The sequence below is a fragment of the Duganella phyllosphaerae genome (assembly GCF_001758785.1).
Lineage (GTDB): Bacteria > Pseudomonadota > Gammaproteobacteria > Burkholderiales > Burkholderiaceae_D > Rugamonas > Rugamonas phyllosphaerae.
The window spans coordinates 193,599-205,536 of the sequence record NZ_LROM01000093.1 but is presented as its reverse complement, the minus strand read 5'-3'; the positions used below and the strand labels follow the sequence as shown (position 1 = coordinate 205,536).

12 protein-coding genes are annotated in these 11,938 nt (G+C 66.5%); 3 read left to right on the top strand and 9 right to left on the bottom strand.

The window, feature by feature from the left end; translation table 11 throughout:
* The 7 genes from DUPY_RS17075 to DUPY_RS17045 form a co-directional block, all read right to left on the bottom strand.
* Positions 1 to 646: efflux RND transporter permease subunit (locus DUPY_RS17075; RefSeq protein ID WP_141749583.1), on the bottom strand; the 646-nt coding region annotated here is incomplete at its 3' end.
* A 9-nt stretch (positions 647 to 655) separates the two neighbouring features.
* Positions 656 to 1,822, bottom strand: a complete 1,167-nt coding sequence (locus DUPY_RS17070) for an efflux RND transporter periplasmic adaptor subunit (RefSeq protein ID WP_070249580.1) — start codon at positions 1,820 to 1,822, stop codon at positions 656 to 658.
* Between the two features lie 24 nt (positions 1,823 to 1,846).
* Positions 1,847 to 3,322 carry a TolC family protein gene (locus DUPY_RS17065; protein WP_070249579.1) on the bottom strand — a complete coding sequence of 492 codons (1,476 nt, stop codon included), beginning with the start codon at positions 3,320 to 3,322 and terminating at the stop codon, positions 1,847 to 1,849.
* Complete coding sequence (locus DUPY_RS17060) at positions 3,319 to 4,005, bottom strand: CerR family C-terminal domain-containing protein (RefSeq protein WP_070249578.1); 687 nt, start codon at positions 4,003 to 4,005, stop codon at positions 3,319 to 3,321. Before DUPY_RS17060 ends, DUPY_RS17065 begins: the two co-directional genes overlap by 4 nt.
* Positions 4,006 to 4,262: 257 nt before the next feature.
* On the bottom strand, positions 4,263 to 5,615 hold the full coding sequence (locus DUPY_RS17055) for a hybrid sensor histidine kinase/response regulator (RefSeq protein ID WP_070249577.1): 1,353 nt from the start codon (positions 5,613 to 5,615) through the stop codon (positions 4,263 to 4,265).
* A gap of 56 nt (positions 5,616 to 5,671) precedes the next feature.
* Positions 5,672 to 6,418 (bottom strand): 2OG-Fe dioxygenase family protein, encoded by a 747-nt coding sequence (locus tag DUPY_RS17050; RefSeq protein ID WP_070249576.1) that lies wholly within the window; start codon positions 6,416 to 6,418, stop codon positions 5,672 to 5,674.
* 34 nt (positions 6,419 to 6,452) lie between these two features.
* Positions 6,453 to 6,941, bottom strand: coding sequence for a MarR family winged helix-turn-helix transcriptional regulator (locus DUPY_RS17045; protein ID WP_229255405.1), 489 nt, complete (start codon positions 6,939 to 6,941; stop codon positions 6,453 to 6,455).
* A 118-nt stretch (positions 6,942 to 7,059) separates the two neighbouring features.
* On the opposite strand from DUPY_RS17045, the gene DUPY_RS17040 reads away from it, so the two are divergent.
* Both DUPY_RS17040 and DUPY_RS17035 read left to right on the top strand, forming a co-directional pair.
* Entirely contained in the window at positions 7,060 to 8,187 is a 1,128-nt protein-coding gene (locus DUPY_RS17040; protein WP_070249575.1) for an HD-GYP domain-containing protein, read from the top strand.
* Positions 8,188 to 8,190: 3 nt separating this feature from the next.
* Entirely contained in the window at positions 8,191 to 9,249 is a 1,059-nt protein-coding gene (locus DUPY_RS17035; protein ID WP_229255404.1) for a CHASE domain-containing protein, read from the top strand.
* Here DUPY_RS17035 and DUPY_RS17030 read toward each other — a convergent pair.
* Positions 9,240 to 10,055: a sugar phosphate isomerase/epimerase family protein gene (locus DUPY_RS17030; protein ID WP_070249573.1), complete on the bottom strand. Its 816-nt coding sequence runs from the start codon at positions 10,053 to 10,055 to the stop codon at positions 9,240 to 9,242. The two genes, DUPY_RS17035 and DUPY_RS17030, sit on opposite strands and share 10 nt — an antisense overlap.
* Complete coding sequence (locus DUPY_RS17025; protein WP_070249572.1) at positions 10,055 to 10,894, bottom strand: phytanoyl-CoA dioxygenase family protein; 840 nt, start codon at positions 10,892 to 10,894, stop codon at positions 10,055 to 10,057. Before DUPY_RS17025 ends, DUPY_RS17030 begins: the two co-directional genes overlap by 1 nt.
* Positions 10,895 to 11,001: 107 nt before the next feature.
* Between DUPY_RS17025 and DUPY_RS17020 the strand changes: the two genes are divergently transcribed.
* Entirely contained in the window at positions 11,002 to 11,937 is a 936-nt protein-coding gene (locus DUPY_RS17020) for a LysR family transcriptional regulator (RefSeq protein WP_229255403.1), read from the top strand.
* The last annotated feature ends 1 nt before the right edge of the window (position 11,938 follow it).

Below are 11,938 nucleotides of genomic sequence, written 5' to 3'. Positions count from 1 at the left end.
GCACCAGCCGCAGCTGGCGCGAGACGTCGAGCGCCGAAACCCGCAACGCCGCCATGCGCGCATCGTCGAGCTCCACCCGGATCTCGCGGTACACGCCGCCCACGCGCTTGACCGCACCGAGGCCCGGCACCGCCAGCAGGCGCTTGGCCACGGTGTTGTCGACGAACCAGCTCAGCTCCTGTTTGTCCATCTTCTCGCCGGGGACATTGGCTGCCGTCGCGGTGAAGGTCTGCACCACCCGCCCGGCGGTGGCGGCCTTGGTCACCGACGGATCGCGCAGCTCGGCCGGCATGTCGGCTTTCACCCGCGCGACCGCATCGCGCACGTCGTTGACGGCGTCCGAGAGCGGCTTTTCCAGGATGAATTCGACGGTGGTGGTCGAGACGCCGTCGAGCACCGTCGAGTAGATGTTTTTCACGCCCTGCAGCGTGGCGACCGAATCCTCGATCTTGCGCGTGACTTCGGTTTCCAGCTGCGCCGGCGCCGTGCCTTCGAGCGTGGCGGTGACGGTGACGATGGGCAGCTCGATGTCGGGGAAGTCCTGCACCGGGTTGGCTTTATAGGCCATCAGGCCGGCCAGCGTGAGCAGCACGAACAGCATGATCGCCGGGATCGGGTTCTTGATCGATAACGCGGAAAAATTCATGGCGTTCCCTTACTTGGCCGCAGCTACAGCCACAGCCACAGCGGCAGCGGCGGGCTGCTCGGCCACCACGTGCACCAGGTCGCCGTCATTGAGGAAGCCGGCGCCGCGCAGCACCACCGGCGTGTCGGCCTGCAGGCCGCCCACCACTTCGATGCGGTCGCCCGCGCGCCGGCCCGGCTGCACCTTGACTTGCGCCACGTGGTTGTCTGGCGTGAGGCGGAACACGAAGCTGAAGCCGTCGCGCACCACGATCGACTGCTGCGGCACGGTCAAGGCCTGCGACGCACCGAGTTCGAATTTGCCGCTGGCGAACATGCCGGCCTTGAACGGCGCCTCTTTCGAGCCGGCGTTCTGCGGCAGGTCCACGTACACCAGCGCCGAGCGGGTTTGCTGGTCCACGGTCGGCGCGATCATGCGCACCTTGCCGGTGGTCTCGCTGCCGTTGGCCGCTTTCACCAGCGCGGTGGCGCCGGGCACGATGCTGCGCAGGTCCTGCGCTACCACTTCGGCGCGCCATTCCAGGCGGCCCTGGCGGATCATGCGGAACAGCTCCGTGCCGGGCGCCGATACCGCGCCCACGGTGGCCGTGCGCGCCGAGATCACGCCGCTGTCGGGCGCCACCACTTTGGTGTACTTCAGGCGCAGCTGCTGGGTGGCCAGCGCTGCCTGGGCCGAGGCAATGCGGGCATTGGCGGTCTGCTCGGCGGTGTTGTACTGGCTGATCTGCTGGGCGCTCAGCGCTCCCGAGTCCTTGAGCGTACGCGCGCGCGCGGCGTTGGCTACCGCGTCGGCGGCGGTGGCTTGCGCTTCGAGCAGGGCGGCCCTGGCTTGCGCCACGTCGGCGTTGACGGTATCGGCCGAGAACACCGCCAGCACGTCGCCGGCCTTGACGGTGTCGCCGACGTTGACGCGCACTTCGGTCAGGCGCAAGCCGTTCGATTCGCTGCTCACGCTGGCCTCCTGCCAGGCCGCCACGTTACCGTTGGCGGTGAGCGTGAGCGGCAGGCTGGCGGTGGAGGGCTTGACCACGGTGACGGTCAGCGCCGGCTTGGGGGCGGCGGTCTTCTTGTCGTCGACCGCTTTGTGGGACGTGGCGTACCAGGCGACGCCGCCGATGACCAATACCGCCAACAGGGCCAGGGCGACAGGCTTCAGATTCGATTTCAGAGTTTTCATAAGTCCGGGATCAGGTATCAGGTATCAGTTATTCGTCGCAGGCGCGGTCCAGCCGCCACCGGCAGCGCGGTACAGCGCCACCCAGGCGGCATTGCGCTCGCGCGCCAGCGTGACTTGGTTCTGTTCTGCGGCCAGCCGGGTGCGGCGCGCGTCTTCCAGCTCGAACAGGCTGGCCATGCCGTTCTGGTAGCGCTGCTCGACGGCGTTGAAATTGGCGCGGTAGCCTTGCGTGGCGGTGCTGGCGTCGATCGCGCGCTGTGCGGTGCTGTCGAGGTTGACCATCGCCTGCTCGACGTCGCTTACGGCCTGGCGCACGGTGGCGCGGTAGCTGACCACGGCGGCGTCGTAGCGGGCGCTGGCCGCATCTTCGTTGGCGCGGCGGCGGCCGGCATCGAAGATCGGCACCGAGACCGAGACCGGGCCGATATTCCAGGTGTCGGTCTTGGTGTTGACGCCGCCGCTGTGGAAATTGGCGATGCCGACCGCGCCGGAAATGGTCAGGCGCGGATACCGTTGCGCCCTGGCGCTGCCCACTTCCGCGCTGGCGGCAGCCACTTCGCGCTCGGCGGTGAACACGTCGGGGCGCTGGGCCAGTGTTTGCGCCGGCAGTTCGGTCACGCTGAACGCTGGCATCGTCGCCGCTGACGTGATGCTGGCGCCGGCACCGGCACCGGCACCGTCACCGGCAGCGGCGTTACCGATAGAGGCACTGGCCCCCGCATTTGCATTGCCTGCCAACCGCCGCCGCAGCTCCGGCTCCGCCATCGCAGTCAACGCCACCAGCGCCTTGACGTTGACGTCGCAGCTGGCGCGCTGGGCCAGGTAGCGGCTGTTGCCGTCGGCGGCGCTGGCGCGCGCCAGCGCCAGGTTGGCGGGCGACTCGAAGCCGGCGCCGGCCGACAGTTCGGTCAGGCGCGCGGTGTCGGCGCGCGAGGCGGCATCCTGCCGTGCCACCTCCATCAACTGCTCGCAGGCGCGCAGGGCAAAATACTGGTTGGCGGTTTCCGCCGCCACCGACACGCGGGCGTCGTGCCAGCCCGCCTGCGCGCTCTCGTAGCGCGCTTGCGCGGCATCGCGCGCGGCGCGGTTGGCGCCAAACAGGTCCACCTCCCACGACGCCTGCAGCGCCACCTGCGAGGTGGTGCCCATCGGCGTCAGCGACTGCTGGTTGGCGCGGCTGACGCTGCCGGTGCCGTCCAGGTTGGGCACCAGCGCGGCGCCGGCCGCCACCTGGTCGGCGCGCGACTGGGCAATGCGCGAGGCGGCCGACGACACGGTGGGGCTCACCGTCTGCGCAGCGTCGATCAGGTCGGCCAGCAGGGTGTCGGTCTGCTCGCGCCACCAGGTGGCGAGGTTGGCGCGGCTGCCGTTGTGGGGCAGGGGCGCCTGCCACTGCGCGGGCGCTTGCGCAGCGACCTGCGGCGCCGGCGCCTTGACCGCACACGCACCCAAGCCCGCAGCCATGGCGCACGCCACGGCAACCCGTAAAGTCCTGTTCATGCTGTCCTTTGTTGAAGTTTGATTTGTTCGACCTGCACCAGCGCCTCGGCATATGCGACCAGCTGTTCGGCCCATGCGGCAAAGGCGGCGGGCGACGCCACCAGCTGCGGCGAGACGGCCGCAATCACGTCGCGCCCGATCATCAGCGTGACCGCCAGGCTCGGAATCGCGTGGGCCAGGCGTTGCAGGTCGTCGGTGACGTCTTGCGTGCCCAGGTGGCGGCACAGCACCCGCAGCAGCGCTGCGTGTTCGGGCTTGATGTTGTCCTCGATCTCGCGCTGCCACAGGCCGGTGGGTTCGAGCATTTCGCGGTAAAACAGGCGCAGCAGAATCTCGGCGTCCTCGTGCTGCAACAGGGGCGCCAGCATTTGCCGGTAATAGCCCTGCAGCGACTCGCGCAGCGAGTAGTGCGGCTGCTCGAACGCGGCGACGTTGCCGCCGGGCGTGGCGCACATGAAGCCGAAACAGGCCTGGTACAGCCCGGACTTGTCGCCGAAGTAGTAGCTGATGGCAGCGACATTGGCGCCGGCCGCGTTGGCGATCTCGCGGGTGGAGGTCTTGGAATAGCCCTGCTGGCCGAACAGGCGCATGGCCGCGTGCAGCAGCCGCTCGCGCGACTGCTCGCCGTCCGAGCGCGGCTTGCGGGCGTCGTCAGGGGAGGGGGTGGTGGCTTTGGCGTTCATGCTGCGATTACAGCACATAATTCAAACGATTGATATAACTAAATCAGGCGTTTAGTTTAATCCGGGGATCTGTGCTGCACGGCACAATCAAATCCGTGATTATTTCAGCGTCGCCGTACGGGCAAAAAAAATGCCCGCGACCGGTTAAGGTGGCGGGCTTAATTCCAATGTTCAGCGAACGGTTGGAGGAGACAGTTCCAATATATCCTCTTTTATGTTGCGCTGCAATACCGTAGAACTACGATGTTCAACTATTTTCAGGTGCGGCGCGGCAGCGCCAGCGTAAACGTGCTGCCCTGGCCGAAATCGCTCTTGAAGAACAGCGAGCCGCCGATCAGGTTGGCGAGGTTCTGGCACAGGTACAGTCCCAGGCCGGCGCCTTCGGCATGACGGGTGGACGTGGAGTCGAGCTGCGAGAACGCCTGGAACAGCTTGTTCTGGTCTTCTTCGCGGATGCCGGCGCCGCTGTCGGCCACCGAGAATTCGACCATCTGCTGGCCTTCGCCGGCGCGTTGCGCCAGCGAGACACGCACCGAGCCGGTCTCGGTGAACTTGATGGCGTTATTGCCAAGGTTGAGCAGGATTTGCGTCAGTGCGCGCTGGTCGGTTTCGAGCACGATCGCTTCGTCGGCCAGGTCGATCTCCAGCGATAAGCCTTTTTGCAGCGCCAGCGGGCGCAGCGTATCGACCACGTCGCGCACCAGGTTCTGGCACTGCACCTTCTGCACTTCGAGCGTGACCTTGCCGGCCTCGATCTTGGCGACGTCGAGGATGTCGTTGATCAGGGAGAGCAGGTGGCGCGCGCTGGTGCGGATGGTGTTGAGCTGCTTGTCCTGTTCCCCGGTCAGCGGGCCGGGGAGCTTCATCAGCAGCGCGCCGGTAAAGCCGATGATGGCGTTGAGCGGCGTGCGCAGCTCGTGCGACATATTGGCGATGAAGGCCGACTTCATGCGGCTCGCCTCGGCCAGTTCGAGGTTTTTCAGGGCGATTTCGCGGTTGATGGTTTCCAGCTCGCCGGCGTGGTTGGCCAGGCGCATATTGAGCTCGATCACCTGGCGTTCGCGCGCCTGCAGTTCGCCATTGACCTGCACCGCCTGCTCGTAGGTGGAGATCAGCAGGTCGAGGATTTGCTGGCGCTCGGCGTTGATGAAATGCTTTTGCTCGCCCAGGTACAGGGCAATGCCGATTTCCATGTTCTGGTTGCGGCGCAGCTTCTGGTTCATCAGCATGTGGCCGATGCGGTTGAGCAGGTAGTCTTCCGCGTACGGCTTGCGGATGAAATTATCTGCGCCGCATTCGATGCCGCGAATGATGTCCTTGGGGTCCATCAGCGACGTCACCAGGATGACCGGGATGTCGCGCAGTTCGGGGTCGGACTTGATGGCGCGGCACAGCGTGTAGCCGTCCATTTCGGGCATGACGATGTCGGACAGGACCAGGTGCGGCTTGCTGTCGCGGATGGCTTCGAGCGCCAGGCGGCCGTTGCCGGCCACGCGGGCGCGGTAGCGCATCGACTGGATCAGCCGGCGCAAACGCTCGGCCTGGGTAGGACTATCTTCGACGATCAGTATTTCGATTTCATCGGGCTGTATCTCATAGCTGGCGTCCACTGACCACCCTCCTGAATGCTGGAATTTTGTGTGATGACTATAGCGGATTTAATCCGCTACAGGGGTTTTTCCTCGCCCTGGAACGCGCCGGCGCGCCAGGTGAGCACCAGCGTGTCGCGGTGCCCGTAGACGTGCAGCGGCTGGATCGGCGTCGATTCGTGGATCACGGTGGCGTCGTCGAGCAGCAGCAAGGTCCAGGGTTCGGTCATGGTGAAGCGTTTGCCGTTGGGGCCATCGGCCTCGAATACCCGGGTTTCGCCGCCCTTGACCTGGTCGCGCGCCACCAGGATCACGGCGACGAAATCGACGCCGTCGCGGTGCGCGCCTTCCGGGGTAGGGCGGCCGATGCCGTCGGCGGTGTCGATGCGGAACTGGTGCGCTTCCACGTACCACGGCGCGCTGACGTCCCGGGCGGCGCTGCATAGCTGGCCGATGGCGGTAATCAGGGCCGGCCATGCCGGCTGCGCCACGGTGGCCGGCATCACCGGCTCGAACAACCGGTGCATGCCGCCGTGCAGGGCGTTGTATTCGAGCGGCTGCCAGTGCGCGCGGTGCGCGGTTTGCGTGAGGCGCGCCCCTTGCTGCACGAAGCAGGAGTGGCGCCGGCGCCGGTATCGGCCGCCATCCTTGAGATACTGGTCGGGAGACAGTTCGTTCCAGCTCGGGGCCAGGGCGTCGAGACTATCGCGGGGTACACCTGCCAGCGCGGCCACGTCCTGCGGCGACAGCAGCGCGTAGCCCTGGGTACGCAGTGCTTCGGCCGCCTGCGCGCGCGGCGTGTAGATCGGGTTGAATGGCTTCATGACGATAGTGGTATGGCGGTAGGTATCAGTATGTTTAGCCGGCGTCCATCAGGCTGGCGCGCAGGGAGTCGAGTTGCTGTTTCATGTCCACCACCTGCCCGATCGTGCAGCGCGTGGCTTGCAGGATGGACGGCGGCAGCTTGGCCGCCTGCTCGCGCAGGGCGTCGCCGCGCGCGGTGAGCTTGATGATCACTTGGCGTTCGTCGACGGCGGCGCGGGTGCGGGTAAGCAGTTCGGCTGCCTCCATGCGCTTGAGCAGCGGCGTGAGCGTGGCCGAATCGAGAAATAGCCGCTCGCCCACTTCGGAGACGGTCTGCTCGTCCTTTTCCCACAACACCATCATGACCAGGTATTGCGAGTAGGTGAGGCCCAGGCCGCGCAACAGCTTGCGATAGATTTTGCTCATCGCCAGCGACGTCGAATACAGCGCAAAGCACAGCTGCTGGTCCAGTTGCGGCGCCTGGGCGACTGCGGCCGCATCCGCAGTGGCGTCGATGTTAGCGGGGGAAGTTTTGGTGTTCATGGTCTTATTATGGGTAGCGCGCTATACAATTGCAAGCGATGACCTGCAAATTGTCTGCCTTGACAGGGTATGATGTGGTCATATGTTGCCAATAGCTAATTTTCAGGGAGTGCGGTAGATGAATGCCAAAAGAGCCATCGTGCTGATCGTCGACGAGGCTTCGGAGAATCTGATCCAGATGAACAGCCTGCTCCAGGACCGCTACGAGGTCCGCCTGGCCAACAGCGGCCGTGCCGCGCTGATGGTGATGGAGCACGTGCCCCGGCCCGACCTGGTGGTGCTCGACGCCGCGCTGCCCGATATCGACGGCTACCGCGTGTGCCAGCAGCTCAAGTCCAGTCCCGACACGGCCGATATCCCGCTGATATTCCTGCAGGCCGAGCCCGACGAGGCGCGCGCCCTCGCTGCGGGGGCGGTGGACGTGATTGCCCGGCCCTTCGCGCACGAGGTGCTGCGCGCACGCGTGGACACCCATTTGCAGCTGCGCCACGCGCGTGAACTGCTCAAGCAGCAGCGCAACCTGCTCGAACACGTGGTGGAAGAAGTGACCGCGGAACTGAGCCAGATGCTCGACGCCATGATCTGGGCGCTGGCTTCGCTGGCCGAGACGCGCGAATACGAAACCGCCAACCACTTGCGCCGCGTGCAGCACTACGTCGTGGCCCTGGCGCGCCGGCTGCAGGGCAATCCGCGCTTTGCCGAAGAGCTCAGCGACGCCAACATCAAGTCGCTGTACAAGGCTGCGCCGCTGCACGATATCGGCAAGGTGTCGATTCCCGACGCCATCCTGCTCAAGCCGGGCGCACTCACGCCGGCCGAGTTTTCGGTGATGAAGATGCATACCGTGTACGGCCGCGATGCCATCGTCAACGTGGAAAACCACCTGGGCTACACCAACACCTTCCTGCGCTACGCGCGCGAGATCACCTACTCGCACCAGGAAAAATACGACGGCACCGGCTACCCGGAAGGCCTCAAGGGCGACGCCATTCCCCTGGCGGCGCGCCTGATGGCGGTGGCCGACGTGTACGACGCGCTCATTTCCAAGCGCGTGTACAAGCCTGCCTTCACCCACGAAACCGCGATGGAAATGGTGCGCCAGGCCAGCGGCGAGCATTTCGACCCGGACGTGGTCGACGCCATGCTGGTGGCTGAAGAAGAGTTCCGCGACATCGCCGAGCGTTACGCCGACAATGTGCAGGATCTCGAGCACGGCATCGGCCCGCTGTTGTCGCTGCACGTGTAGGCCATGTCACCGATGCGCACGCGCGGTCTCGCTGCCCTGGCCGTCGGCCTGACCCTGACCGGAACGCTCTGCTACCTGGTGCACGCCGACCAGCGCGCGCAGATGGAGACGCGCTTCCAGCGCGACACCGACAAGGTCGCGCGCGATACCGCGGCGCGCCTGCAAACCTGTTTCGATGTCCTGCTGGGCTACAAGGGCATCTATGCGCTCGACGACCGCATCGACCGCGCACGCTTTCACCGTTTCAGCGCGGAGCTCAAGCTCGAACGCCGCTATCCCGGCTTCCAGGCGGTGCAGTTCGTGCGCGCCGTGCCCGAGGACCGGCTCGACGCCTTTGTCGCCGCCGTGCGCGCCGACACCAGCGTGGACGCGGGCGGGTATCCGAATTTCCGCGTGCATCCGGTTACCCACGCACCGGTCCATTACGTGATCGAATACACGGCGCCGGACAAGGGTAACGAGAACGCTTTCGGCCTGGACCTGGCCGCGCTGCCGCCGCACCTGCGAGCGGCGATGCTGGCGCGCGACAGCGGCGAGATCGTCTCCACCGAACCGATCACGCTAGTGCAGGATGTAACGGGCGAGCCGGGTTTTATCGCCCGCGCGCCGGTGTACCGCAATGGCGCGCCGGTCGGCAGCGAAGCGCAGCGGCGTGACGCGCTGGTCGGTTTCGTCGCCCTCGTATTCCGGGTCAATGCGCTGATGCGCGAAGTGATCGATGGCGCACTGCTCGAGCACCTGCACGTGCGCATCGAGGACGGCGGCTACGTCAACGGCGCGATGACGCCGCGCGCCGCAGGCGGCAACTCGGGCAGTCTTCTGTACGACAGCGCCGGTAAGCTGGCGCCGCAGCGTGCAGACAATGTGGGGCTGGTGGCGGAAAAAGTGCTGGAAGTGGGCCAGCGGCGCTGGCTGCTGCGCTTCGAGGGCAAGCCCGGTGCGCGCTACGGCGGCGCGTCGGCAGCGGTGCTGGCGGTGGCGCTGGCCGGCGCCATCATCAGCGTGCTGGCGGCCGGGATCCTGATGCTGCGCCCAGCAAAGCCGGGCGCGGTTCAGCCATAACGCTGGCGCAGCACGCCCAGCATCGCCACGTTCAATTGCCACGCATTCGATACCGCAGCCCCCGTGTACGGCAAGGTCTGCGTGTACGGTACCGGGCCGAATTCCGGCGTGATGGTCAAACGCTCGGCGCCGGCCGCGCGGCGCAGCCGCACCACTTCGTCCCACCATGCCAGGTGTGCAGCCAGTGCCGCCTGCGACTCCGGCGCGCGGAAGTCGGCCACCTGCGGGCCCTGCTCGTGGCCCACGCGGGCGTGGATGTGGCGCACGCGCGGCAGCGTTTCGGCCAGCAGCTGCGGTTGGTCGCCCAGCAGCGACTCGCACGCGCAGCACCAGTGCGACAAATCGGCTGTCAGCTGCAGGTCGGGCAGCTGGCGCAGGTAGGGCAGGGCCAGCGCCGGGTGCGCGCTCCAGCGGCTGCGGTGGGTCTCGTGATAAATCGGCACGCCGTACTCGCGCGCGATGGCCGCCGCCATGTCCAGCAGTTCGCGGTTTTGCTCGAACGTGAAGTAGTCCTTGCCGGTCTGCGAATTGACGTGCAGCGGGCGCGCCGCGCAGGCGTTGTGCAGCAGCTCGGCCAGCGCCGCGCGGTGGGCGGTGAACTCGGGCACCAGCGCGGTCTCCCACTGGCCCACGATCAGCGCCAGGCCGGCATCGGCAATGCGCCCGGTCCAGTCTTCGCGCGCGGCCGCGTCCAGCGGCAAGGACAACTCGATGCCGTCGAAGCCGGCCGCTTTGACGTGTTCGATGAAGACGTCGGGCGGCAGTTCGTTGTTGCCCCAGTGGGCGGCAAAAATCTCGACTTTCATTAAATGAAGCCCCGCACCGGCAGGCGTTCGTCGCGCTGGATCCAGTTTTGCGGCGAGTAGGCGGTCGCGCCATCGGTCACGTGCAGCGTGTAGGCGTGGCGCGAGACGGCCGAACGGTTCGGTGCGCTGTAGTGCGGCAGCAGGCCGTGGAATACCACCAGGCTGCCGGCCTTGCACGGCAGCGGCACCGCGGTGCTGTTATCGGGCCAGGGCAGGTCGCTCAGCTTTTCCATGCGGACCTGGTCGCCATTGCGCAAAAAGCGCTCGCGCATCGGGCCGCGATGGCCGCCCGGTTCGGCCCACATGCAGCCGTTGTCGAGGGTGGCGTCTTCCAGCGCGAACCAGAACGTGGTCACGCTCACCGGGTCGGTGTCGAAATAGGTGGCGTCCTGGTGCCAGCGCACTTCGCCGCCGATACCGGGCTGCTTGAAGATGTACATCGATTGCCACACTTTCGGGTCCATCAGGCCGACGTCGCGGGCCACCGCATTGAGGCGCTCGTCGGCGGTAAACGCGCGGAAGGTGGGATCGAGATCGTGCATGGCGTGGCCGATCTTGTTGATCGACAGCGACTTGTCCTGCTTGAGCTGGCCGTCGGCGCCAAACGCTTCTTCCTCGAAGAAGCAGCGCACGGTGTTGTCGGAGCCGAGGAAGTAGTCGTCGGTGGTCTTTTCCTGCTCGATGGTGCTGAAGATGCCCGACTGCGCGCCCGGATCGAACTGGTTGACAATCTGCGCCGCGCGCTCGCGCAGCACGGCGATCTCGGCGGCGCTTTTAAAGTCCGGCACCACCAGGTAACCATCGCGTTGGTATTGCTGTTTTTGCGCGTCTGTCAACATGTTGCGGCTCCAGGCTGAATAAGTAAAAGCCGATTGTAAGCGCGGCCGCGTGCCACAACAATCCACAAAGCATTGACACATTGTCGTCAAACTGGCGACAATCGTTGATGGACCAATTACGCGCAATGGAGATTTTTGTCGAGGTGGCGCGCCAGCGCAGCTTTAGCGAGGCCGGCCGGCGGCTGGGGCTCACGCGCGCCATGGTCAGCAAGCACGTGCTGCAACTGGAAGAGCGCCTGCAGGCGCGCCTGCTGCACCGCTCCACCCGCGAAGTGAGCCTGACCGATGCCGGTCAGGCCTACCTGGCGCCGTGCGCGGCAGCCGTGGCGCAGGCGCACGAGGCCGCGCGCGCGGTGGTCAGCGCCGCCGCCGGCGCCGAACTGGCCGGACCGCTGCGCATCCAGGCGCCGTCGAGCTTTGGCAGCGAGTGGCTGGCCGGCTCGGTGGCCCGTTTCAATCTGCTGCACCCGCAGCTGGCGCCGTCGCTGCACGTCGACGATGCGCTGCTCGACCCGATCGAGCACGGTTTCGATCTGACCATCCGGGTGGGCGGCATCCCGGACGTGCACGCGCTGGCCATGCGGCCGCTGGCGCCGTGCCGCGCGGTGCTGTGCGCCAGCCCGGCCTACCTGGCGCGCCACGGCACGCCGCGCACGCCGCAAGACCTGCACGATCACCGCTGCCTGCACTTCAGCCACCTGACGGCCGGCACGGCGTGGCATTTTTCAAAAGGGGCGCAGCGCCAGACGGTGCGGGTGCAGGCGGCGTTCACCGCCAACAACGGCCTGGTGCTGCACCAGGCGGCGCAGCAGGGGCTGGGCATCGTGTACCACACCACCTTCCTGGCCTGGCGCGCGCTGCGCGAGGGCACGCTGGCGCCGGTGCTGACCGACTGGGAACTGCCGCTCAACCACCTGTCGGCGCTGTACCCGGCCAGCCGCCAGCCGTCGCCCAAGGTGCGCGCGCTGATCGATCACCTGGTGGCCGAGTACCAGCCGGTGCCGCCGTGGGACCGCGTGTTGCACGAACAGGGCGAAGTGTGAG